The organism is Ruegeria sp. HKCCD8929, assembly GCF_013031405.1.
GTDB lineage: Bacteria > Pseudomonadota > Alphaproteobacteria > Rhodobacterales > Rhodobacteraceae > Ruegeria.
Window position 1 is genome coordinate 549,480 of the sequence record NZ_WPZY01000001.1, and the last position, 22,376, is coordinate 571,855.

A 22,376-nucleotide genomic window follows, 5' to 3' on the forward strand; every position below is an offset into this window, starting at 1 on the left:
TTTCTTCACGGGTCTGCCGGGTTCACGGCCCGATTGTCAGACCTTGTTCATATGTTCCGCGCCTCACTACCTGACCGTCGCGGATATGCCATGCCCCTCGCGCCATGACATGGCGTATCGCGAAATCCTCACCGAGAACCAGCAGGTCGGCATCCATGCCCTCGGCCAAACGCCCCTTGCGGTGCAGTTTCAGAAGATCGGCGACATTCGACGTGAACGGCATGAGCGCCTCGGCAAGCGGCACGCCCGCACCCACCAGACTGGCTAATGTTTCGGGCAGTGTATCGCACAAGCCCACGCCAAATCGGGTCAGATTGCCCTCGTGGTCAAAGGCGGGCAGACAACCACCGCCATCTGAACTGATGGTAAAGCGCTCGGTCCGCCCCCCGGCGTCGCGGAATTGCAGATATGCGTCGGCTGCGGATATCCCGGGCTCCACATGACCAGCGGGAAAAGCCGTCGCATCGACGAAACAGCCATGCCGCGCCAGGGTCACCGCCTCGTGAAACAGGGCCTTGTTGCGATTAATATGCGTCGGATTGAACACCCGCGCCGGGATCTCACATGTGGCAATTGCCTGCTCCAACAACGATAGGCCCCGTTCACCATCCCCCATGTGGCAATGCAAGATCCCCGCCTTGCCGGTCATCAGCCCTGCGACATGCGCCTCGCTTGCGATCCGCAGGAACTCGTCAAGCGTCGGTTGGCTCGAGCGGTGGTCGCTGATCGCCAGTTCCCCGACACCGATCACCGGATCGAGGAACACGATGTCCCCCCGCGCCGATCCGGTCAGCGTCGTCAGCGGCACGTGATAGCCGCCCGTATGGCACCAGGCCGACAGCCCCTCTTCGCGCAAACCGTAGGCCTGTGTGACCAGGGTTTGCGTATTCCGGGTAAGATCATCGGTACCCAAGACACCAACGACCGATGTCACCCCTGCCCGGGTGAAAGCGGAAAGCACCATTGGCGGCACCCGGCTGGCCGGACCGGTTTCGCCACCACCACCCGTCAGGTGTGCGTGCGCGTCGATCAGGCCCGGCACCACTGCGGTGCCCTGAACGTCAATGACCTCTGCCTGCAACGGCGAAGCCACCTCGGGCAATTCCGCGCCGAGGTAGACAATGCGCTCGCCAGCAATCACCACATGCCCAATCCCAATGGGATCAGGTGCGTGAATGTTGGCGTTCTTGATCACGGTCAGCATGGATCGGGGTCTTTCGATAGAAACCAAAAGGCTCATATTCAAGCGGGCACGAAGGTTCAAACCAAAAGTCGCGCTCGTTGTTTTGGGAGCATTGCTGTTTTTGAGAAAGGCCCGTCGGGTTCGACCTGCTACAGCACACATGATTTCCACGGACAAACCTGGAAAATCGGACCCGGTCCGCTGATCTTATCTAGGCCGACGGCATTAGCGCGCGCGGACAGGCTGCACGAGAGACGGCATTCGACGACCGTATCTTATACAATGGCGCTTACGCTATGGACGGTAACCCCAAAAAGCGTCGCTAGCGTGTTTTAGGTCCAATCAGGCGACACTTTCCGCCCATAGCATTTGTTGGTTTCGGCTTAAGTCGCTATTTGGCTCTCAATCTCACTGAGAACCGAGTTCAGCGGCTGCGAGATTTGTAGCGAGGTTCCGAACGGGTTGTTCTCCACCAAGCGGATGAACGTATTGCTGTCCAGATGGGTTTTGAGTTGCCCGATGCAGTGTTTAATGTCGCCCTCCGCTGACCGTCGCGCCTCGGCGGTCGAGGCGTTCCACGTCGCCACGGCGGCGAACAGGTCGGCGTCGGTACCACCCAGAGCGCCATCCGCACCGCCAAAGATATTCTGATGCCCGTCCGAGGCGATCTTGCGCACGCGCGCGTCAGGGTGTTTCGACAAAGCGGCCAGAAGCTGAGCATATCGGAGCGCTTTGGGTGCTTTGGTTCCTCCGTGGCGGGAGGAACTCCTGATGGCCTTCGGCAGAACAGACGAATTGATACCGCCGGAAGGTGTGCCCCTTCAATTCAGGATTGCCGGGTTGGGCGTGCGAACCGCCGCCCAGATTTGCGACATCATGATAACCGGCGTGGGAGCGTTGGCGCTGTTTCTTCTGTTTCTCGCTTTGGATCTGGTCACGCCCGAAACGGCGATCGCGATCGCCGCGATGCTGTTCTTCTTCATTCGCATTCCCTACTACGCGGCCATCGAACTAATGTGGAACGGTCAGACCGTTGGCAAACGGCTGATGAAGATCAAGGTCGTCGCGGCGGACGGGCAATCCTTGACGGCGCAATCGCTCGTTGTGCGCAACCTGATGAAAGAGGCGGAAGTTTTTCTTCCCGGAACACTCTTACTTACGTTGGACGGCGCACAGACAGCGCCAGCAATTTTTTCGCTATTATGGGTCGCCTGCGTTCTGGCTGTACCGGTTTTTAACCGGCGTCGGCGCAGATTGGGGGATCTGATCGCGGGCACCTATGCCATCCATCTGCCGAAACCGGTTCTTTTAAAGGATATGTCTCAGCCAGGACAGCACTCGCCAACAGGTCAAAGCAGGTTCACCTTTCTCACGCATCACCTGGAACACTATGGGGCGTTCGAATTGCAAACTTTGGAAGGTCTGTTGCGCGCAAGCGGAATGTCGAAGGGGCCAGCACAATACCAGAGGCACAAAGACACGCTTGCGGCGGTTGTCGAGCAGGTCCGGCGCAAAATCGAATATGCGGACCGTGTGCGCGCCACTGAGCACCAAGCCTTCCTGACCGCGTTTTATAAGGCTCAGCGTTCCTATCTGGAGCAGAGGCAATTATTCGGCGACCGGCGGACGGACAAGCACCATGCGACATCCGCTGACAAGTCCTGAGCCAGTTTGTTGCATCTTTGCACTGACGTGAATGGCCTTTCGAGAATCGCCTTGCGGATGAGCAGGCGCAACGTTGTTATCCTGATCAGAGAAGTTTGAGCTATCGAGGTTGGGAAATGACGGACGTATCTTATTCGGAGGAAAAAGTGCCGTTTGAGGTCGGAAGTATAGTCGGAAGTACAATTTCGATGCTGTTTCGAAAATTCCCTGCCATCATGCTACTCGGATTCCTTCCTACCCTCTTTGATTTTGTTACACACAATATCTTGTTTGGAAACACACAGTTGGATGGTCCATCCGACCAGTATTATTTACAAGGTGAGTTCTGGCTCATTCTGGTCGGGACAGCTTTGGTGAGTACGCTTTCAATCAGCCTTACGACGGCCATTCTGGTTCAGTTTTCCTACGACGTGAAACTCGAGCGCCCGACACGCTTGACGACTTACTTGATGGCTGCGATCAGACACTTCCCTGCCATCTTCGTTCTCACCTTGGTGACCTCCATTCTATGTCTGTTAGGGTTGGTACTGCTGGTTGTGCCCGGGCTTTGGCTCTATGCGGTCTTTTCGGTCATTGTACCTGTGATTGTCATCGAAGGTGTGGGGTTTGGCGCCATCAGACGGAGTGCCGAATTGACCAAAGGATACCGGTGGCCGATTGTGGGCGCTCTGTTTCTGATGCTTGTTTGCGCATTTTTGCTGGGAGCCGTGTTTGGAGGAGTTGCTGGCGGTTTGGTGGGTGCGTTTGCAGGCGGTTTGTCGATCGGTATGAGCACTGTGCTCGAGATGGTCGGGAATGCACTGGGTGCCGGCATCTTCGGGATCGCGGCAGCCCTGATTTACGCCCGGCTGAAAGAGATCAAGGAAGGCGTTAGTGTTTCGGACTTGGTTGAGGTGTTCAAGTGATCTCAGACCGCGGTCGAAGACTTGGACCACGCCGGTGTAGCTGCTCGTTTCATCCGCATTGTTGCGTTGATTACGGAGTTTAGATGCGGTCTGTCTGAACTCCAGAAACAAAAGTGAGTACCCCTGACCTGACGCCCGCCGCCCATGCGCTTCGCAGAAAAGGTCAGGACGACGAGAGTCGCAATGGAACTAGGTCAGCGGCTTGGTGTCGGATCCTTCCGACTCCTCTCCTATGGCGTATTGGCAGGCTTGCAGTGCCCGTTGGCGCTTCCATGCAAGGAACGGTGCCCTGTTGCTTCCGACCGAGCGACGGCTCTCATTGTCTTTCGGTTTAGAAAAACTGAGAACTCTTGGCGAAAGAGATCGGGGGTCGAATATATCGAGCCTTTGGACGCCACACGCCGTCCATTCTCTGAATAAGTGTATTCTTGGCCGAACCAACGTATCGACAAAGCGCTGACACCGTTTCTGACAACTTTTGCCGACACGGGAAATGTATCCACGGATGGGATTTCCACTTCGTGCAGAACGGCGGAACGGCCGAACTTATCTACCGAAAAAACCACGCGCGTCGGTACCGGTCGATTTATCTGTCCCTGCCCAAAAACACACTCGAAGGTTTCCTTGGAGGTCTCAGACACTGCAGGACCGGCGGAAAGGGCCGCAGCAATCAAACATGGCGACAGTAATTTGGATAGGTTCACTTATGAGGTCTTTCTGTTCTCTTGCGGCGCCCCAAAGACATTGTTGACCTTGGGGCACGTGCTAAACCACTCAGCGGCGCGATCACTTCGGCCTGCTAGTGCAACTCGCAGATTACTTTTCGCGGCTGATCTTGCAGGTGCCGTGTCCGCTGGGGCGGTTGTCGAAACCGCTGACATTGGCGCGTATCTGCAGTTTGCCGGTTTTCGGGCTGACAGTGGCGCTCCACGTTGCACTTCCGCTGGCTTCGCCGCGAACGGGAATACCCGAGACCTTCCATTTGATGCGGAATTTTCCGTTCTTTAGTTCCTGATAGGATGCCGGAATGGGTTCTTCGTGCACGTAGTTGATATACTGGTCTATGACATGTGCGGATTTCTGTCCTTCATCCACGAATACGATGATGCGGTCCGAGATCCATCCGAGATGCGCCTCGATATTGGACGCCTGGCAGTCGTAAACCGTTTGCGCCGAAAACGCGGCGGTTGAAAGTGCGAAGAAACTGCCTACGGCCAAAGAAAGTGTTCTGATCATTACTCTACTCCTATTTGTGCGCAGACAAACAAGAAACGACCCGAGGGTCAACTCGGGTCGTTCTATATTTTCAGGTTCCTAAGCGTCAAATTTGGCCGAAACCCCGCGATAACGGATATTTGATGTCAATAGACGCCAACTTCACTTCCCGGTTGTGCGGCGACTTTTAGCAGTTTGAACACATAATCCGCCGCCGAACGGAAACAGACGACCCGGAAACTGTCGTCAGTGTCGAGCCAGAAGGCGCCCGCCACCTGCGCGAGGCGCGAGCGGCGAATCTGACCGAGGCCGAACGCCGCCGGGGACAGATCGACCGGAGCCAGTTTGCCCAGCACTTCGCGCGCAGACGCGCCCGAGATCCGGAACACGGCGCGGGCGTCCGAGACGTTGACGGCGAGCGCATGCACACCGCTAAGGGCATTAGCCATTGCCGCAAGCTTGGCCTCAACCTCGGCATAGGGCACCAGAACGAGCAGCTCGTCCGGCGACATCCAGCACACGCCGATCTCACCATCCACATGTGCCTGGCGTTGTCCGGGCATCTTTTGGCCGGTGGCGTCCTTCACGACCTTGATGACCACCTTGTCGGACAGATCGCCGCGCAGGGTGATCATGCCCTGCAGGCCGCATTCCTCGATCCGAGCGATGCCGTCATAGCTGGCGTGGTTCAGTGCACTGATGGGTTCAGACATTCTGCTTCTCCCCGTCCTTGTCGTAGAAGATCGGGTCCACGATCTTTGCCTTGTAGGATTTGCCGTCGGTGCCCGGGAACTCGATCACCTCGCCCATACGGTCCGGACCGTGCTTGATCAGGCCCATGGCGATACCTTTGTCAAGGTTGGCCGAGTAATAGGTCGACGTCACACGCCCGATCATGTTGCGCTGACCGTTGGCGTTGACGCCCTCGCCCACCGCGTAGGCGCCGTCGGGAATGACCGATCCGTCCACAGTCTCGAGACCGACCAGCTTCCAACGGTCGGGGTCGGTCATGTGGCTACGTTCCTGTGCGCGTTTACCGAGGAAATCCTCTTTCTTTTTCGAAAGTGCCCAGTGCAGCCCCAGATCCTGCGGGATTACGGTTCCGTCGGTTTCGTCCCCGATCATGATGAAGCCCTTTTCGGCGCGCAGGATGTGCAGGCATTCGGTGCCATAGGGCATCACGCCGAATTCTTTGCCTGCCTCCATGAGGGTATCCCAGAAAGCCTGACCCTGTGACGCCGGGACGGCTATTTCATAGCTGAGTTCGCCTGAGAACGAGATGCGGTACGCGCGGCAATCGAAGTCACCGATCTTGCCATCACGCCATTCCATGAAGGGCAGCGTATCCTTGCTGACATCCATACCGCCCAGCTTCTCAAGCACCTTGCGAGCATTGGGGCCAACCACGGCGACCTGCGCATATTGCTCGGTCACGTTGGCGACATAGACTTTCCAGTCCCACCATTCGGTCTGCAGCCATTCTTCCATGTGGCCATGGATACGCTCGGCGCCGCCGGTGGTGGTGTGGCAGAGCCAGGTGTCCTCGTCGATGCGGGCGACAACGCCGTCGTCGATCAGGAAGCCATTATCGGAACACATCAGGCCGTAGCGGCATTTGCCGACCTTCAGCGTGGACATCATGTTGGTGTACATCATGTCCAGGAATTTGCCCGCATCCGGGCCTTTGACGATCAGCTTGCCCAGTGTCGAGGCATCCAGCAGGCCGAGGTTTTCGCGGGTGTTCTTCACCTCGCGATTAACAGCATCGTGCACGGATTCGCCGGGACGGACATAGGCATAGGTCCGGCGCCACTGGCCCACCGGCTCCCAATCGGCGCCGCTTTTGTCGTGCCAGTTGTGCATCGGAGTCTGACGGATCGGCTGAAATACCTCGCCCCGTGCCTCGCCGCCGATGGCGCCCATCGAGATGGGTGTGTAGGGCGGGCGGAACGTGGTGGTGCCGACTTTGGGAATCTCGGCATCTAATGCATCAGCAAGTATCGCCAGTCCATTGATGTTGCTGAGCTTTCCTTGATCTGTTGCCATGCCCAGCGTGGTGTAGCGCTTGGTGTGTTCGACGCTTTCATAGCCCTCGCGCGCGGCCAGTTGCACATCCGAGACCTTGACGTCGTTCTGGAAGTCCAGCCAGGATTTCATGCGCAGTTGCACCTCGGCATTTGCAGGCATCAGCCAGACGGCTTCCATAGAAGCCTCGTCCGTCGTCTCACCTTGCGGGGCCTTGGTGTTCTTGGGCTTGAATCCCGCCCCTTTGGCCGCAGCCTTGCCCGCGGCATGAGCATCAGCCACGACGTCGCCAAGCGACAGCGGGCCGTTGGCCGAGCCTGCGGCGACGACGAAGCCCTCGCCATTGGCGCCCAGCGGCGGGCGGTCCGGGTCGGGACGGAAATAGGCATGATCCTCATCCCAGATCAACTTACCGCCGCAATGGGACCACATATGCACAACCGGGGACCAGCCGCCGGACATGGCGACCGCGTCGCATTCCAGCTCTTCGCGGGCGCCGCCGATACCGTCCTGATTGCAAATCGCCACCTTCTTGACGCGCTTGCCGCCTTTGACCTTGGCGATGGCCCGGCCCGGGTCAACGCGAATGCCGAGCGCGCGGGCCTCATCAGCCAGCATTCCGGCCGCGTTGCGGGCGTCGAGGATGCGCAGGATATCCACACCCGCCTTCTTGAGCGTGATCGCGGTGCGGTAGGCGTCATCGTTGTTTGTGGCAACGATTACGCGCTCTCCGGGGGTTACGCCCCAGTTCACCACATAGTCGCGCATGGCCGAGGCAAGCATCACGCCCGGCACGTCATTGCCCGCGAAAGACAGCGGGCGTTCGATGGCGCCGGTGGCGGTCACCACCTGTTTGGCGCGGATGCGCCAGAGGCGGTGGCGCGGGCCTTGCGTGCCCGGCTTGTGGTCGGAAATTCGTTCGTACCCCAACACATAGCCGTGGTCGTAAACCCCCGCGCCCATGCAGCGCAGGCGCAGGGTGACGTTGTCCATTGCCTCCAATTCGGAAACAGTTTGTTCCACGAACTTATCCACAGGAGCGCCGTCGATGGTACCGCCATCGACCGGAGCGCGTCCTCCCCAATGGGCGGTCTGCTCGATCAGCATGACCTTGGCACCCGATTGCGCCGCCGCCTTGGCGGCCTGCAGACCGGCAACGCCGCCGCCGATAACTAGAATGTCCGCGAAGGCATAGAAGTGTTCGTAGGTGTCCGCGTCGCGGCTGTCCTTGTCGGGCGCCTTGCCCAGACCCGCCGACTGCCGGATGAATGGTTCGTAGATGTGTTTCCAGAACGGTTTCGGATGGATGAACATCTTGTAGTAGAAACCGGCCGGCAGGAACCGCGCGAGATGCGTGTTGATCGCTCCGATATCGAATTCGAGGTTCGGCCAATGGTTCTGCGAGATGGCGCTCAGCCCGTCGAATAGCTCGGTCGTGGTGGCGCGCTGGTTCGGTTCGAACCGACTGCCTTGCCCCAGACCGACCAGTGCGTTGGGCTCTTCCGCGCCCGAGGCCACCACGCCGCGTGGGCGGTGGTACTTGAATGAACGGCCCATCATCATCTGGTCGTTGGCCAGCAGCGCCGAGGCGAGCGTGTCGCCTTCGTAGCCCCGCATGGTGGTGCCGTTGAAGGTAAAGGTTACCTGTTTCGACCGGTCGATGAGGCGGCCTTGGTTTGCGAGACGGGTGCTCATTTATGCGGACCTTTCGCAAGTGGAGGTCTTTGATTGCGTATTTGCGGCAAGAAGAAGCATCAGGAGTATTCTCTCCATTTCCAGCCGGGGCGCTTGGCCGAGATCGCGTCGCGGATGTCCTTGGGCGGCTCGGTGGTCTGAGCGGAATAGGTGCCGAAAACCTCGAGCGTGGTGGTGCAGCGGGCGGCGTGGAACCACTTGCCGCAGCCATTGGCGTGGCGCCAGCGTTCGAAATGCACGCCCTTGGGGTTTTCGCGCATGAAGAGATAGTCGTGGAACTGGTCGTCGTCCGATCCCGGGCCAAAGCGCTTGAGATGCGCCTCGCCGCCTGCGGCCAGCTCGGTTTCTTCGGCATCAACGCCGCAATAAGGGCAATGTAGGATCAGCATGCGCAGCCTCCTTGGTGGGCGCCGGTCGCCGGGACCGGAACGCAAACGCGGATGCGCCCGTGCCGGATCGCGGAACGGGCGGTTTTGATTTGGATTTTGGGTGAGGGCGCGGCCCCTATGGCCGCCATCGCGGCGGGCACCGCCGGGTGCCCGCCAAAGCTTGTGTCGCGAGAGGCGTTATTCGCCTGTTGTTGCCGGAGTGGCCGGCTCGGTTCCTGTTGCAGGCGCCGTGCTGGATGCGGCTGCCGGATCAGCCGTGGTCTGTGTGCCGTCACCCGACGGTGCACCGCTGAGGCTGAGCAGGGTGATGAGCAGCAGCACGATGAACACGATGACCGCGCCGATGATCCACCCGCTGCCGGAACCGGTGCGGGACGGTGGATAGTATTGGCTTTGCTTGATGTCGTCCATGGGTACTCCTCCAATGGTAGGAGCCCCAGTTTGACGCGGGCTGGCCGGGCAACAATATCGGCGGAAATCCCCGGCCCGGATCGGCATGGGCTGGCTGGAATGCACCCAACGGCCCGGCCATTTCCAGCCCATTGCAGTGAGAGGACAGCACGCGCGGTCATGAGCGCCCCCCTTTCGGCGGCAGGCTGGCGGCGTTGGCCAGTGACAGCGCTGTGAGTTTGGCACGCAGGTTCGCATCCTCGAACGCACCGCCGTCGATTTCCACCATTCCGCCCATTGGGCGACCGGTGAAAGAGAGCGGCTGGGCGCCTGCGTCCAGCGCCTCGGCCTCACGCTCTTTGCCAGGGCGGTACATGGCGCCGTCCTTGTGCACTCCGCAAACCATGTTGCCGTGCAGCAGGAAACACAGACCGCCGAACATCTTTTTCTCGGACAGGCCCGGTTCGACGCCCAGATCGGCGCGCATAGTCTCGGCCATATGTTCGGAATAGGCCATCAGCACGCGACCCATATTTCAGCTTGCGCATCATTACAAACCGCTTCGCGCCCGGCTCGAGGGACGGGTTGGGCACGGCACAGGCCTTCAACCTGCGCAGGCGTGTGCTGCATCCTCATCAGTGCGCCACCCCTGCGGCAACACTTTCGTCGATGAAACGGCCCTCTTTGAAGCGGTCCAGAGAAAACGCCTCGGTCAGCGGCGAGTGGCCGGTGGCCATCAGCTGCGCCATACCCCAGCCCGAACCGGGGATCGACTTGAAGCCGCCCGTGCCCCAGCCGCAGTTGATGAAGCAGCCGCCCAGAGGGGTTTTCGACAGAATGGGCGAGCGGTCGCCGGTCATGTCCACGATGCCGCCCCACTGGCGCAGCATCTTGAGGCGCGAGATCATCGGGAAGGTTTCGACCAGGGCCCGCACAGTTTCCTCGATATGGTGGAAGCTGCCGCGCTGGGTGTAGTTGTTGAACCCGTCAGTGCCGCCGCCGATCACCATCTCGCCCTTGTCGGATTGCGACATGTAGCCGTGCACGGTGTTGGCCATCACCACCACGTCCATGCAGGGTTTGATCGGCTCGGAGACCAGCGCCTGCAGTGCTATCGCCTCAAGCGGCAGACGGAAGCCCGCCATCTCGGCCAGTTGCCCCGAATGGCCCGCGACCACGATGCCCAGCTTGTCGCATTCGATGGCGCCCTTGGAGGTCTCGACCCCGGTGACGCGGCCGTTTTCCTGCCGCACGCCGGTGACTTCGCATTTCTGGATGATGTCCATGCCCATGTTCGAGCACGCCCGGGCATAGCCCCAAGCCACCGCGTCATGGCGCGCAGTGCCGCCGCGTTCCTGCCAGAGCGCGCCCAGAACCGGATAGCGCGGCCCGTCGATATTGATGATCGGCACCAGTTCCTTGACACGCTCGGGCCCGATCCACTCGGTCTTGACCCCTTGCAGCGCGTTGGCATGCGCGGTGCGCTGATAGCCGCGAATCTCGTGCTGGGTCTGGGCCAGCATCATCACGCCGCGGGGGCTGAACATGACGTTGTAGTTCAGGTCCTGGCTCAGATCCTCGTAGAGGCCACGCGCCTTCTCATAGATCGCCGCCGAGGGGTCCTGCAGGTAATTCGAGCGGATGATGGTGGTGTTCCGCCCTGTATTGCCGCCGCCCAGCCAGCCTTTCTCGATCACCGCCACATTCTGGATGCCGTAGTTCTTGCCCAGATAGTACGCGGTCGCCAGACCGTGGCCGCCGGCACCGACGATGATCACGTCATAGCGCTTCTTGGGCTCGGGCGAGCGCCAGGCGCGTTCCCATCCGGTGTGATAGCGCAGGGCCTCCCGCGCGACGGCAAAGGCTGAATAATGTCTCATGGGCGAATCCGATCAGGTTTCGTGATTGGCGCAGATATGCCGCGCGGCGACAGTTTACCCCTGCCGCACAACGCCGCAATATCACGCTATTGCGACATGGTGGCCCTTCGCGGCCATTTGCCTCTTTTTTCATCCCCCCCGCAGGAGTAGATGGGGGCAGATACTGGAGAGCCCATGACCTTCTGGATTGTGATTTCGCTGATGTCGCTGCTGATCGCAGCGCTTCTTGGTCTTGCGATGATGCGCGGACGCCGGGATGCCGAACCGGCGGCGGCTTATGACCTGCGGGTTTACCGCGAGCAACTTGCGGGCGTGGACCGCGACCTGAGCCGGGGTGTGATCGCCGAAGGGGATGCCGAGCGCATCCGCACCGAGATTTCGCGCCGCATTCTGGCCGCCGATGCGCAGGTCCGGCAGGAGCGCGAGGGCAAAGGCCCTGCCCGTCCGCTGACGCTGGCCACGGTGCTGGTGCTAAGCGTGGCGCTGATCGGTGGGACGATCGTGCTTTACCGCACGCTGGGGGCGCCGGGCTATGGCGATCTACCGCTGTCGCTGCGGCTGGAGCTGGCCAACGAGATTCGCAACGAGCGGCCCGATCAGGCTGCGGCCGAGTCGCGAATGCCTGCGCATCCCACCGCGCAAGTGGATGAGAGCTATGCCCGCTTGCTGACCCAGCTGCGCGAAACCGTGGCCGGGCGCCCGGACGATATTCAGGGGCAGACCCTGCTGGCCCAACATGAGGCCAATGTGGGCAATTTCACCGCCGCCTATGCTGCTCAGCGTCGGGTCGTCGAGCTTTCGGGCGATGCCGCCGGTGCTAACGAGTTCACCGATCTGGCCGAACTGATGATCCGCGCCGCAGGCGGCTATGTCTCGCCTGAGGCGGAAGCGGAGTTGAAGCAGGCGCTTGACCGCGATCCGGGCCATGGGCCCGCGCGGTACTACTGGGGGCTGATGCTGTCGCAAATCGGGCGCCCGGATCTGGCCTTTACCCTGTGGCAGGAAACCCTGGCCGCCGCCCCGGCTGGCGCGCCATGGGGTGAGGCCATTCGCGCGCAGATCGAAGAGATGGCTTATCGCGCCGGGGTGAACTTCTCCCTGCCCGCCGAAACCGCACCTCTGGCCGGGCCGTCCAGCGAGGATATCGCCGCCGCCGGTGAGATAAGTGCCGAGGATCGGCAGGAAATGATCCGCGGTATGGTCGACCGCCTGTCCGACCGGCTGGCCACTGAGGGCGGCGCGCCCGAGGAATGGGGGCGGCTGATCGGGGCACTGGGTGTGTTGGGGGAAGGCGACCGGGCGCAGGCGATCTATGACGAGGCGCGTACTGCCTTTGCCGCCGATGACAGCGCGCTGCGGATGATCGACGAGGCTGCCCGCGCCGCCGGGCTGACCCAATGATTCACGACAGGTTCGAGGAGTTTGCGGCAGCGCTTGCGCCGATGTCCGCTCTGATGGGGCTGGATCTGGGCGACAAGACCATCGGTGTTGCCGTCTCGGACCGGATGCGCGGCGTGGCCAGCCCGCTGGAGACCGTGCGCCGTAGGAAATTCTCGCTGGATGCCGCCCGGCTGATCGAGATCGTGACTGAGCGCGAGATCGGCGGCATCGTTCTGGGCCTGCCCCGCAACATGGACGGCACCGAGGGGCCGCGTTGCCAATCGACCCGCGCTTTTGCCCGCAATCTCACCCGCCTGACCGAGTTGCCCATCGGCTTCTGGGATGAGCGTTTGAGCACGGTTGCCGCCGAAAAGGCGCTGCTTGAGGCGGATACGACACGAAAACGTCGCGGACAGGTGATTGATCACGTGGCCGCAGGGTATATCTTGCAAGGTGCGCTGGATCGGATGCGCTTTTTGTAAGGGGCCGGAGGCCGGACATGACAAACATGGTTTGGAAACGGGACGAGATCGAAAGCCCCTGCGTCCAGATTTGCGTCGTGCATCCGACCGAACGCATCTGCACCGGCTGTTACCGCACACTCGATGAGATCAGCCGCTGGTCCAAGATGGATGGCACCGAGCGTGCCGCGATCATGGACGAACTACCCTCACGCAAACCACGCCTTGCCAAACGGCGCGGTGGCCGGGCGGCGCGGCTGGATCGGTAAAACCCAGCCAGACGTGCAGTGCCGGACCTTTAGCGCGATTTCAGATATACTGGCACTCACTACCGTATTACCGGCGGCGCCGTCCGGCGTGCCCGAATGCGTAGGGAGGTGGGTTGTGTATATCGCTGGATTTGTGATCCCCGTGCCAGAGGAGAACAAGAGCGCCTATCGTCAGTGGGCGGCCAACGGCGCAAAGCTGTTCCGGGAACACGGCTGCCTCGAAATCGTCGAATGCTGGGAGGACAACGTGTCCGATGGCGAACACACCGACTTTCGCCGCGCGGTCGACGCAAAAGCCGGGGAGAAGATCGTGTTCACCTGGCAGATCTGGCCGGACAAGGCGACACTTGAGGCCGCGGAAAAGCGGATGGGCACGGATCCGCGCTTTGATATCCCCGAGGATATCCCGTTTGACCCCACGCGCCTGATCTTCGGCACGTTCACCCCGATCCATGCAACCCCACAAAGATAAGGCGAAAAACGTCCCGCATCGCGACCGGGGCCATGCCTGCCGGCGGCGCCCCATGCCTGTGTCCCGCCATGATTGCAGTCACGGGAGCAATTGCACCTTGCCTGCATAGCGCTACTGAAAATATCATGCAGTGGCAGGTCTCGCTTATTTTTTGGGGCCCCGCATTGATTTTTCATGTCCTGAGCCCGCTCGGGGCCACATATTTATTTCCGCCCGGAGGCACACCATGCCCGACGCATTGTTCAGATTGGAAACGCTTGCCACTGCATATAAATACCTCACCGGAGCGCAGGATGTCCTGGACGGCCTGCGCAAGGTCAAGGCCTTTGCCAAGAAAGACCCCAAGAACCTGTCCGAGGCCAAGAAAATCCTCGGCTTGGCCAAGGACAAGTACAAACCGCTCAAGGATTTTTTCTCAAAAACCCAGACCGAGGTGCTGGCCGCGGCAAAAGAAGGGTTTCCGCCCATCCCGGACCCTACACCCGAGGCGCGCAAGCGGATGGAGAAGGTGGCCAAGTCCAAGGGGCCCAATAGCCCGGGTTTTGAGAAGGAGCTGACGATCTACATCAAGCTGCTGCAGAAATACGAATACGAGTTGCGCGAACGGATGTCCTACATGAAGCTGGTCACGACCAAATGCGATCTGAACATCAAGAACTTTACCCTGATGAACCAGATCATCGACGGTACCATGATCGCGCTCAAGGCAGTGTTCGTGGCCATCCCCGAGGCGCAGACTGCTGCCGGCAGCGAAATCCTGCAGATCATGAAGGCTGGTATCGAAAAGCACCCGAGGGCCGTTGCAAATGCCTATAAAAAGCTGAAAGCCACCGCGCAGGCGCATGAAAAGGAAATCAAGCGCGATCAGATCTATGCAAAGGCGGCGCTGAAAAAGGCTTGCGACAAGAAACTGAAGTTTGTGATGGAAGACGCCAAGGCGTTCTTCAAGAAGTTGTTCTAGACAGCGAAGCGACCCGGCCTGTCGCGCTTACAAGCCCCCATCCGCGGCAAGAGGAACCGGAAAGAGAAAAGACCTGCCCGCTTCTTCTTGCTCCAAATACGCAAAATGTCCGCCGGTGCTGCCCGCACTTTCTAAGGGGCCGCGAGCCAGGCCATGGCGCTTTCGATGTCGGCACTTTCGAAATAGTGGGTCCGGGCGTTCAGGAACCGCGACGCCACCCGTTGCGCCATGTGTTGCCAGCCCTTGTCGCCCACCATTGCGACCCGCTCGGGGATGCCGGCACGTTCACGCACCAGGCTGAAATGCGCACCCAGCGCCGAGAGCCCTTGCCAGCCGTCGAATTCGGTGAGGTCGAGCAGCAGGCGGAACCGATCGTGTTCGCGGATGTGGGCGTCCAGGTCAGCCTCGGCCTGGGCAATCACTTCGGGGTCGAGCTTGCCCATGAGCCGCACCTGTAGGCAGGGCCCGCCCAGATCGATCATGTGCACCGCTCCAAGCGACTCGCGTAGCCAGCGGCGGGCGGTTTCGACCTCGGCCAGTTCGAAAACCTGCGTCGGGCAGGGCAGAATCGGAGCCGCCAGCCGGACCCCGGTCTGCACCCATTTCTGATCGGCCACCACAGCGATGCGGTCAAAACCGCGCCAGTGGTCGAGGCCAAGCCGCGTGTCAGCCCAGGCGGCGCCTAGATCATAGCCTTTGAACTCCTGCCCCATGATGACCAGCAGGCGGATGCGGTCATGCGCGGCCAGTGCGGTTTCCACGGCGGGCACAAGGGTTTCGGTGTAATCGGCGCTGGTGACCTCTCTGGAAAGCTCGGCCTCGATCAACGCCCCATCCATTTGTTTCGTAATGGTAATCATGCTTCTCAACCCCTGATACTCGCGACACTGGCCTGAGGTTATGGGGTTTCAATCCAGGCTGTCACGCCCCCCGGCAATTCAGGGCGGAAATAGGCGATCATCCGACCATCGGACCCGGCGGTGGCGGTGGCGGCCCAAGGTGCGACGCCGTGCAGGCAGTGGCGATGCAGCAGGTACGCCTCACCCGGGCGGGCGGGCAGTTCGACGCGCTTACAAGTGTCAAAGACGCGACGGCGGGCGGTCTGATAGATCTCGGTGACATCGGCCAGAGCCATCTGATCAGGCGGCCGCCCCGAGAGCACTTCGGCAAAGGCGGCGCCCAGAATGTGGTGGCTGCCTTCCCACACCACCATCGGGGCGGCGTCCGGGCTGGCCTCGGTGAGCGGCAGGCCGAGGATCCAGGCATGCGGTTCGTCCACCCGGCGGCGGCGGTCGGGGCCCGCGGGTTTCAGCCCGTCCACATGCGCCGCGTCCCGGCGGGCGCGGTAGCGGGCCGCCGTCTCGCCCTCGCCCGCGCGCGGACGGGGATAGCCGGGATAGATCACCGAGACCTGCCCCTTGTGCAGCGGGTGCGTGCCGAGATGCGTGGCGATGAAGTCCATCGCCTGCCCGGCGAGCGGGCCCGAGCCGCCCACCCTGCCCTGCGGATCGTTATCCAGCGCATCGACGCCGATGAACCATGTCCCCTCGCAATCGTGCCACTGGGCATGGGCGGGATCATCGACCGAGGCGCGCGCGGCGGGCAACGCATGGGCAACCCAATCGGCTATAAGCGGGTCGTGCGGGAACTTGATCCAGCCGCGTGTCAGGAAATCCTCTACCATCCCAAGGCCTTACGCAGCATGTTGAGGGCCACCAGCGTCAGGAACACCGCAAACACCCGTTTGAGCGGTTTGGGGTCCATCGCATGGGCCAGTTTCACCCCCCAGGGCGTGGTGATCATGGTCATCGCGATGACCACGCCGAAGGCCACCAGATTGACGGCGCCGACGGTCAGCGGCGGGCGGTTTTCCGGTGCGATCTGGAGGAACAGAAAGCCCAGAACCGACGGCACGGCGATGATCACGCCGAACCCGGCGGCGGTGGCCACGGCGCGGTGGATGGGGGTGTTGTAGAGGCTCATCAGCGGCACTCCGAAACTGCCGCCGCCAATGCCCATCAGCACCGACATGAACCCTACCAGCGGCGACAACACTCCCCGGCGCGCACCGCCCGGCATTGCCTTGCCCAGCCGCCATTCGGCGCGGCCCAGGCCCAGATAGGCGCCGATGACGATGCCCAGTATGCCGAACAGCGCCTGTAGTGCCTCTGACTGCAGGGCCGAGGCCACCAGCACGCCCAGTACCGCGCCGATGGCGATGCCCGGCCCCCAGCCGCGCAGGATGGCCCAGTCCACCGCGCCCTTCTTGTTGTGACTCTGGACAGACCGCAGCGAAGTCACGATGATCGTGGCCAGCGAGGTTGCCAGACACATCTGCATCAGCTGTGAACCGCCATAGCCAAGCGTCTGAAAGGCATAGAAAAACGCGGGCACCAGCACTATGCCGCCACCGACGCCCAACAGCCCGGCCAGGACCCCGGCACAGGCGCCGATCACCAACAGAAGGCCCAGCATCTGGGCCAGCATTACGGGATCGGGGGTCATGTCGTACTCCGGTCTGATGTTTGGCTAGTGGTAAGTGAGTTCGCGGCCCGACTGCAAGACCGGGGCTTGCGCTTCACGCATCTTTCAGGAGTTCGGCCAGCGCAACCTGCGCCCGGGCCACCACCTGCACATCTGGGTTGTTGAGTGAGATCAGAGCCTTCCACAGCCCCCATCCCCGTGCCCGGTTCAGGGTGTTCCTGTCCAGGCCGACTGTGTCCAGAAACACCGCCCGCGCGGGGCCGCGGAAAGCCGTCCAAGCGATGACCAGATCGCAGGCCGGATCGCCAATGCCGCATTGGCCGAAGTCCAGCACTGCGGAAAGCCGCCCCTCGTGCATCAGCAGGTTGTCGGGCGCGATGTCGCCATGCACCCAGACGGGCGGGCACGGCCATTGCGAAGTAAGCGCCCGGGCCCAAACCGCCTCGGCGCACGTGCGTTGTCTACCGCCTTGGAGGCGGTTCAGCGCAGCCTGCGTTTCGCCGTCGTAGACGGCAAGCGCACCGCCTCGGTGAAAGTTATGATCTCCCGCAGGTGGGCCATCATCAGCGGGGGCACGGTGCAGCGCGGAGAGGAACCCGGCGAGATCGCGTGCCAGCGTCGTGTCCCCGGCAATATCGGCGTGAAGTGCGTCCTGCCCCTCGATCCACCGCAGGATGGACCAGGGATGCGGATAGCCCTCGCCCGGCTTGCCCATCGCAACCGGTTCAGGGATTGGCAGAGGCAAATGCGGTGCCAGCCCGGGCAGCCAGCACTGTTCCTTCGCAACCTGCACGGCATAGCACGAGGCAGTCGGCATCCGCAGGGTGTAGTCGTGCCCGAGACGAAAGCTGCAATTGTCCCATCCACCCGGCTGGATCGGATTGATTTCAAGGTCCACAAATTGCGGGAACTGCGCAGCAACCAGCCGCTGCGCCAATTCGAGACTTACCTGTACCCGATCCCTGCCTGCGATCAGGCCGCGACGGTGGCGGGCACCTGCGCCAGCGCCGCCTCGACCAGTTCGGGCCCTGCACCGTCGCGCACCGCGCCCTCGGACAGCGCCCGGCGCCACGCCCGCGCCCCGGGGCGGCCCGCAAACAGACCCAGCATGTGCCGGGCGATCTGGTGCAAACGCCCGCCCGCCGTCAGATGCGCGTCGATATACGGCAGCATCCGGCGCACCACGGTCGGGGGATCGGTGGCCTGTCCAATACCATAGATCTCGGGATCAGCGGCGCAAAGGATATCGGCAGGCTGGTGATAGGCGGCGCGGCCGATCATCACCCCGTCCAGCCCGGCATCGAGATGCTTGCGCGCCTCGGCCAGCGAAGCGATGCCGCCGTTGATCGAGATATGCAGGTTCGGGAATTGCCGTTTCATCCGGTGTACGAGGTCATAGTCCAGCGGCGGAATGTCCCGGTTCTCTTTCGGGCTGAGCCCCTGCAGCCACGCCTTACGTGCATGGATCGTGACGCGCTCGCATCCGGCGTCAGCACTGCGGGCTAGGAAATCGGGCAGAACAATCTCAGGATCCTGATCGTCCACGCCGATGCGGCATTTGACAGTGACCTCCACGTTAACCGTGTCACACATGGCCGCCACGCAGTCGGCGACGCGGGCCGGGTCCTTCATCAGTACCGCGCCGAAGGTACCCGACTGCACCCGGTCCGACGGACAGCCGCAATTGAGGTTGATCTCATCATACCCCGCCTCAGCTCCCAACCGCGCGGCCTTGGCCAGTTCCTCCGGATCCGACCCGCCCAGTTGCAACGCAACCGGATGCTCCACGGGGTCGTGATCAAGCAGATGCAACGCCCCGCCCCGCACCAGCGCAGGAGCGGTGACCATCTCGGTATAGAGAAGGGTCTGGCGGCTGAGCAGCCGGTGCAAGTAGCGGCAGTGGCGGTCAGTCCAGTCCATCATCGGGGCCACGGAAAGTCTAGCGTGTTGGTTTATTTGCATTTTTTGTGTATCTTCAAACTGTTGGTGGCGAACGCTGCTACGCTGGAATACGCCCCAATATCCCCGAATTTGCCTCTCTGCGACGACTCATTGCACACACAGCGCACACGAAAATGGCCACCATCACCAAGCTCCCTTCCGGTGCCTACCGCGTCCAGATCAGACGAAAGGGCCGATACGCGAGCGATACATTTCTGCGCCGCGACGACGCCCATCGCTGGGCCCGTCAAGCGGAGACCCGGGTGGATCAGGGGCTGGCACCGAACAAGTCGTCCGTCTCCCGCCTCCAGACCTTCGGCGATCTCATTGATCTCCACATAATCGATATATGCGGGGTAGGCAAACCGCCACGCCGCAGCAAGGCTGCCACCCTCGCAGCGTTGAAGCGCGATCTGGGTGCCGAGCGCATCGCGCGCCTCGATCGGCAGAGGTTGATCGACTACGGACGCATGCGTGCCAAGCAAGGGGCTGGTCCGGTGACCCTCGGCATCGATATCGGCGTGATCAAGATGATTCTCACGCATGCGGCCGCTGTGCATGGCCTCGACATCTCGACTGAATCCGCCGACCTCGCACGCGTCGCGCTCAAACGCCTCGGTTTGATCGGCAAGGGCACCGAGCGGGACCGCCGCCCAAGCACGGACGAGTTGAACCGCCTCTTCCGTTGTTTTGATGATAACGACCGATTGACTCTGCCCATGACACCAATCGTACAGTTCGCGGTTGCGACCGCCATGCGGCTCGACGAGATTTGCCGGGCCGAGTGGGCCGATCTCGACGCCGATCAGCGCATGCTCCTCATCCGTGACCGGAAAGACCCGCGCAACAAGACTGGCAACGACCAGCGGATCCCGCTCTTTGCCGCTACCGGGTTTGACGCATGGGCGTTGGTGACGACGCAAGCCAAGGACCTGGGCAGCGTGGAGGGCAGGATCTTCCCCTATAGCTCGAGATCGGTCGGAACAGCCTTCCGCCGTGCCCGCGTGGAGGTCGGCGTGAAGGATCTGCATTTCCACGACTTGCGACATGAGGGCACAAGTCGCCTGTTCGAGGCCGGTTTCGCCATTGAGCAGGTTGCGTTGGTCACCGGCCACAAGGACTGGAAAATGCTCCGCCGTTATACGCATATTCGGCCGGAAACGCTGCACCGGCTGGCCGCGACCCGCTCCCCGGTTTCGTCTGGATACCTCGCCGCAGAATAAGCAGAGAGCGAGAGGTGTGCCGTCCCGGCCCGTGACGGGTTTTGAGGACGAGAGAGAGGCTCTTGACCGCCCGTCTCGGGAGATGACCCATGAATGCCGAGATTTTCGATGCCGGGCGTGATATCAGCGGCGGCTACAAAGTGGATGTGTCACGCGGCGAGAATGTGGATCGCGTGTCGTCGGAGTGGTTTTCGCGGCCCGATGACGAGCGGTTCCTGTCGCTCGATGACCTCTTCGCCTCGGTCAGGGGCCGCGCTGAGCGGAGCCGGACGCGCACCGTGGAGAGCGCGGCGATTCGGGTTGAGGCGCACCGGGATGACCCCGAGCGTCTGGGGCTGGTCCTGCCCAGTTCCGAGGCGCCCATTGCGCCGACACATTGGAGCTTTGGCCAACTCTCAAGACTTGTTGGCGCACCCGCCGCCTATCTGCGCCAGTTGCCTGCGCCACTGGCAGGCATCAACTTGCAATATGGCCTGACCAACCACCGTGCCGAGCAGATCAAGACCATGGAGGTCGCCAACGGGCGCACCGAACTGCGCGCCGTGACTGGTCCGGACTATGGCCGCATCTACGGTCACGAGCTGGTTTCGGCCGTGCAGCGCATCGCCGGCAACGGCACCGGCGACACCGCTGGAAAGTGCCCGGTGTGCTCGACTGCTCAACCGGCATCTATGAGCCCCGTGTCGACGTGACAAAAGAGACAACCACGCTCTACGCCTCCGACCGCGACGTCTTCCTTTTCCTGGTTGACGATCTGAACCCGATCGAGGCGGGACATCTGCCGGACGGCTCGCCCGACCTCTATTTCCGGGGGTTTTATTGCTGGAACTCCGAAGTCGGTGCGAAGACGCTGGGCATCGCCAGCTTCTACCTGCGGGCCGTCTGCCAGAACCGCAATCTCTGGGGCGTCGAGGATTTCCAGGAGATCAATATCCGCCACTCGAAATACGCCGCCTCCCGCTTCACGCATGAGGCCGCACTCGCTCTGACCCGCTTCGCAAATTCCTCGCCCGCGCCCTTCATTGAGGGCATTCGAGCCTCCCGCGAGCGCATTGCTGCGCGGACGGATGAGGGCCGAACCGATTTCCTGCGCCAGCGCGGGTTCTCAAAGGTGGACACCTCGAAGATCATCGAGACCGTGGTGGCTGAAGAAGGTCACCCGCCCGAAAGCATCTTCGATTTCGTGCAGGGGATCACGGCGGTGGCCCGGTCGAAGCCCCAGCAAGATGCGCGACTGGCAATTGAGGGCAAGGCCAAACACCTCATGGAGCGTATGTCATAAGCGCTGCGCGCTTTCCGGACCTGCCCGTTCCGGCCCATCGCTCCTTAGGTTCTGGGCCCATTAAATTGGTTGCCGTCAACTCGGCTGCGTGATTCAAGCCCCTGAGTTTCAGGGGTATATCATGAGCAATCTATTCTGGCTGAGCGAAGAGCAGATGTCGCGGCTTCAGCCTTACTTTCCAAAGAACCATGGCAAGCCGAGGGTTGATGATCGTCGTGTACTGAGCGGGATTATTTTCATCAACCGCAATGGGTTACGTTGGTCCGATGCGCCACGTGAATATGGGCCGCCAAAGACGCTATACAATCGCTGGAAACGATGGAGCGATATGGGTGTATTCGCTCGGGTCATGACCGGGCTGGCTGCCGATGGCACGGATCACAAGACGATCATGATTGACGCAACATACCTCAAAGCGCACCGCACGGCTTCCAGCCTGCGGTTGAAAAAGGGGGGCGCGGCAGGCTGGTTGGGCGCACCAAGGGTGGCATGAATACGAAACTGCACGCCGTTACCGACAGCCTCGGACGCCCCATCCGTTTCTTCATATCCGCTG

General features: G+C 61.4%; 22 protein-coding genes and 2 pseudogenes. 10 read left to right on the top strand and 14 right to left on the bottom strand.

Going from position 1 to position 22,376, the window contains the following annotated elements; genetic code table 11:
* Window positions 1–22 precede the first annotated feature (22 nt).
* A complete protein-coding gene (gene iadA / locus GOX53_RS02480) occupies window positions 23–1,204 on the bottom strand; it encodes a beta-aspartyl-peptidase (RefSeq protein WP_171173399.1) in 1,182 nt (393 codons plus the stop codon).
* Window positions 1,205–1,566: 362 nt separating this feature from the next.
* Window positions 1,567–1,860 (bottom strand): hypothetical protein, encoded by a 294-nt coding sequence (locus GOX53_RS02485; RefSeq protein ID WP_171173400.1) that lies wholly within the window; start codon window positions 1,858–1,860, stop codon window positions 1,567–1,569.
* Between the two features lie 94 nt (window positions 1,861–1,954).
* On the opposite strand from GOX53_RS02485, the gene GOX53_RS02490 reads away from it, so the two are divergent.
* The gene (locus GOX53_RS02490; RefSeq protein WP_171173401.1) at window positions 1,955–2,848 is read left to right on the top strand and encodes an RDD family protein; all 894 of its coding nucleotides are present in this window, start codon (window positions 1,955–1,957) and stop codon (window positions 2,846–2,848) included.
* A gap of 116 nt (window positions 2,849–2,964) precedes the next feature.
* Window positions 2,965–3,753, top strand: a complete 789-nt coding sequence (locus GOX53_RS02495) for a hypothetical protein (protein ID WP_171173402.1) — start codon at window positions 2,965–2,967, stop codon at window positions 3,751–3,753.
* Window positions 3,754–4,569: 816 nt separating this feature from the next.
* Here the strand turns inward: GOX53_RS02495 and GOX53_RS02500 are convergent.
* The 7 genes from GOX53_RS02500 to GOX53_RS02530 form a co-directional block, all read right to left on the bottom strand.
* Window positions 4,570–4,989: a hypothetical protein gene (locus tag GOX53_RS02500; RefSeq protein ID WP_171173403.1), complete on the bottom strand. Its 420-nt coding sequence runs from the start codon at window positions 4,987–4,989 to the stop codon at window positions 4,570–4,572.
* A 125-nt stretch (window positions 4,990–5,114) separates the two neighbouring features.
* Window positions 5,115–5,681: a sarcosine oxidase subunit gamma gene (locus GOX53_RS02505; RefSeq protein WP_171173404.1), complete on the bottom strand. Its 567-nt coding sequence runs from the start codon at window positions 5,679–5,681 to the stop codon at window positions 5,115–5,117.
* Window positions 5,674–8,688, bottom strand: coding sequence for a sarcosine oxidase subunit alpha family protein (locus GOX53_RS02510; RefSeq protein ID WP_171173405.1), 3,015 nt, complete (start codon window positions 8,686–8,688; stop codon window positions 5,674–5,676). The genes GOX53_RS02505 and GOX53_RS02510 overlap by 8 nt, the downstream gene beginning before the upstream one ends.
* 59 nt (window positions 8,689–8,747) lie before the next feature.
* Window positions 8,748–9,077: a sarcosine oxidase subunit delta gene (locus tag GOX53_RS02515; RefSeq protein ID WP_171173406.1), complete on the bottom strand. Its 330-nt coding sequence runs from the start codon at window positions 9,075–9,077 to the stop codon at window positions 8,748–8,750.
* 177 nt (window positions 9,078–9,254) lie between these two features.
* On the bottom strand, window positions 9,255–9,488 hold the full coding sequence (locus GOX53_RS02520; protein ID WP_171173407.1) for a hypothetical protein: 234 nt from the start codon (window positions 9,486–9,488) through the stop codon (window positions 9,255–9,257).
* Between the two features lie 157 nt (window positions 9,489–9,645).
* Window positions 9,646–9,984 (bottom strand): TfoX/Sxy family protein, encoded by a 339-nt coding sequence (locus GOX53_RS02525; RefSeq protein WP_171173450.1) that lies wholly within the window; start codon window positions 9,982–9,984, stop codon window positions 9,646–9,648.
* Between the two features lie 118 nt (window positions 9,985–10,102).
* Complete coding sequence (locus GOX53_RS02530; RefSeq protein WP_171173408.1) at window positions 10,103–11,347, bottom strand: sarcosine oxidase subunit beta family protein; 1,245 nt, start codon at window positions 11,345–11,347, stop codon at window positions 10,103–10,105.
* 174 nt (window positions 11,348–11,521) lie between these two features.
* Here GOX53_RS02530 and ccmI point away from each other — a divergent pair, with 174 nt between their 5' ends.
* The 5 genes from ccmI to GOX53_RS02555 all read left to right on the top strand — a co-directional run bounded on the left by ccmI (window position 11,522) and on the right by GOX53_RS02555 (window position 14,890).
* Window positions 11,522–12,748 (top strand): c-type cytochrome biogenesis protein CcmI, encoded by a 1,227-nt coding sequence (gene ccmI / locus GOX53_RS02535; RefSeq protein WP_171173409.1) that lies wholly within the window; start codon window positions 11,522–11,524, stop codon window positions 12,746–12,748.
* A complete protein-coding gene (gene ruvX, locus GOX53_RS02540; protein WP_171173410.1) occupies window positions 12,745–13,209 on the top strand; it encodes a Holliday junction resolvase RuvX in 465 nt (154 codons plus the stop codon). Before ccmI ends, ruvX begins: the two co-directional genes overlap by 4 nt.
* Before the next feature lie 17 nt (window positions 13,210–13,226).
* Entirely contained in the window at window positions 13,227–13,457 is a 231-nt protein-coding gene (locus tag GOX53_RS02545) for a DUF1289 domain-containing protein (protein ID WP_171173411.1), read from the top strand.
* 115 nt (window positions 13,458–13,572) lie between these two features.
* Window positions 13,573–13,929, top strand: coding sequence for a DUF1428 domain-containing protein (locus tag GOX53_RS30255; protein ID WP_371810236.1), 357 nt, complete (start codon window positions 13,573–13,575; stop codon window positions 13,927–13,929).
* A 226-nt stretch (window positions 13,930–14,155) separates the two neighbouring features.
* The gene (locus tag GOX53_RS02555; protein WP_171173413.1) at window positions 14,156–14,890 is read left to right on the top strand and encodes a hypothetical protein; all 735 of its coding nucleotides are present in this window, start codon (window positions 14,156–14,158) and stop codon (window positions 14,888–14,890) included.
* A gap of 131 nt (window positions 14,891–15,021) precedes the next feature.
* Here GOX53_RS02555 and GOX53_RS02560 read toward each other — a convergent pair whose 3' ends face one another.
* The 5 genes from GOX53_RS02560 to dusA all read right to left on the bottom strand — a co-directional run bounded on the left by GOX53_RS02560 (window position 15,022) and on the right by dusA (window position 19,336).
* Window positions 15,022–15,750 carry an STAS/SEC14 domain-containing protein gene (locus GOX53_RS02560; protein ID WP_171173414.1) on the bottom strand — a complete coding sequence of 243 codons (729 nt, stop codon included), beginning with the start codon at window positions 15,748–15,750 and terminating at the stop codon, window positions 15,022–15,024.
* A 38-nt stretch (window positions 15,751–15,788) separates the two neighbouring features.
* A complete protein-coding gene (locus GOX53_RS02565; RefSeq protein WP_171173415.1) occupies window positions 15,789–16,574 on the bottom strand; it encodes a hypothetical protein in 786 nt (261 codons plus the stop codon).
* Entirely contained in the window at window positions 16,568–17,395 is an 828-nt protein-coding gene (locus tag GOX53_RS02570; RefSeq protein WP_171173416.1) for a sulfite exporter TauE/SafE family protein, read from the bottom strand. The genes GOX53_RS02565 and GOX53_RS02570 overlap by 7 nt, the downstream gene beginning before the upstream one ends.
* Before the next feature lie 73 nt (window positions 17,396–17,468).
* Window positions 17,469–18,311 carry an aminoglycoside phosphotransferase family protein gene (locus GOX53_RS02575; RefSeq protein ID WP_217351630.1) on the bottom strand — a complete coding sequence of 281 codons (843 nt, stop codon included), beginning with the start codon at window positions 18,309–18,311 and terminating at the stop codon, window positions 17,469–17,471.
* Window positions 18,312–18,346: 35 nt separating this feature from the next.
* Window positions 18,347–19,336 carry a tRNA dihydrouridine(20/20a) synthase DusA gene (gene dusA / locus GOX53_RS02580; protein ID WP_171173417.1) on the bottom strand — a complete coding sequence of 330 codons (990 nt, stop codon included), beginning with the start codon at window positions 19,334–19,336 and terminating at the stop codon, window positions 18,347–18,349.
* A gap of 113 nt (window positions 19,337–19,449) precedes the next feature.
* On the opposite strand from dusA, the gene GOX53_RS02585 reads away from it, so the two are divergent.
* The 3 genes and pseudogenes from GOX53_RS02585 to GOX53_RS02595 all read left to right on the top strand — a co-directional run.
* Entirely contained in the window at window positions 19,450–20,538 is a 1,089-nt protein-coding gene (locus GOX53_RS02585) for a site-specific integrase (RefSeq protein ID WP_171173418.1), read from the top strand.
* A gap of 89 nt (window positions 20,539–20,627) precedes the next feature.
* Window positions 20,628–21,820, top strand: a pseudogene (locus GOX53_RS02590) (DUF932 domain-containing protein).
* A gap of 121 nt (window positions 21,821–21,941) precedes the next feature.
* Window positions 21,942–22,376 (top strand): annotated as a pseudogene (locus GOX53_RS02595) (IS5 family transposase); the annotation flags it as partial.

Excerpts from the sequence above, each read along its gene's own strand:
- GOX53_RS02565 (WP_171173415.1), bottom strand. The coding sequence starts at position 16,574 with ATGGTAGAGGATTTCCTGACACGCGGCTGGATCAAGTTCCCGCACGAC.
- GOX53_RS02530 (WP_171173408.1), bottom strand. The coding sequence starts at position 11,347 with ATGAGACATTATTCAGCCTTTGCCGTCGCGCGGGAGGCCCTGCGCTAT.
- dusA (WP_171173417.1), bottom strand. The coding sequence starts at position 19,336 with ATGCAAATAAACCAACACGCTAGACTTTCCGTGGCCCCGATGATGGAC.
- GOX53_RS02505 (WP_171173404.1), bottom strand. The coding sequence starts at position 5,681 with ATGTCTGAACCCATCAGTGCACTGAACCACGCCAGCTATGACGGCATC.
- ruvX (WP_171173410.1), top strand. The coding sequence starts at position 12,745 with ATGATTCACGACAGGTTCGAGGAGTTTGCGGCAGCGCTTGCGCCGATG.
- GOX53_RS02500 (WP_171173403.1), bottom strand. The coding sequence starts at position 4,989 with ATGATCAGAACACTTTCTTTGGCCGTAGGCAGTTTCTTCGCACTTTCA.
- iadA (WP_171173399.1), bottom strand. The coding sequence starts at position 1,204 with ATGCTGACCGTGATCAAGAACGCCAACATTCACGCACCTGATCCCATT.
- ccmI (WP_171173409.1), top strand. The coding sequence starts at position 11,522 with ATGACCTTCTGGATTGTGATTTCGCTGATGTCGCTGCTGATCGCAGCG.
- GOX53_RS02515 (WP_171173406.1), bottom strand. The coding sequence starts at position 9,077 with ATGCTGATCCTACATTGCCCTTATTGCGGCGTTGATGCCGAAGAAACC.
- GOX53_RS02525 (WP_171173450.1), bottom strand. The coding sequence starts at position 9,984 with ATGGCCTATTCCGAACATATGGCCGAGACTATGCGCGCCGATCTGGGC.
- GOX53_RS02585 (WP_171173418.1), top strand. The coding sequence starts at position 19,450 with ATGGCCACCATCACCAAGCTCCCTTCCGGTGCCTACCGCGTCCAGATC.
- GOX53_RS02560 (WP_171173414.1), bottom strand. The coding sequence starts at position 15,750 with ATGATTACCATTACGAAACAAATGGATGGGGCGTTGATCGAGGCCGAG.
- GOX53_RS02495 (WP_171173402.1), top strand. The coding sequence starts at position 2,965 with ATGACGGACGTATCTTATTCGGAGGAAAAAGTGCCGTTTGAGGTCGGA.
- GOX53_RS02490 (WP_171173401.1), top strand. The coding sequence starts at position 1,955 with ATGGCCTTCGGCAGAACAGACGAATTGATACCGCCGGAAGGTGTGCCC.
- GOX53_RS02520 (WP_171173407.1), bottom strand. The coding sequence starts at position 9,488 with ATGGACGACATCAAGCAAAGCCAATACTATCCACCGTCCCGCACCGGT.
- GOX53_RS02555 (WP_171173413.1), top strand. The coding sequence starts at position 14,156 with ATGCCCGACGCATTGTTCAGATTGGAAACGCTTGCCACTGCATATAAA.
- GOX53_RS02545 (WP_171173411.1), top strand. The coding sequence starts at position 13,227 with ATGACAAACATGGTTTGGAAACGGGACGAGATCGAAAGCCCCTGCGTC.
- GOX53_RS02510 (WP_171173405.1), bottom strand. The coding sequence starts at position 8,688 with ATGAGCACCCGTCTCGCAAACCAAGGCCGCCTCATCGACCGGTCGAAA.
- GOX53_RS02570 (WP_171173416.1), bottom strand. The coding sequence starts at position 17,395 with ATGACCCCCGATCCCGTAATGCTGGCCCAGATGCTGGGCCTTCTGTTG.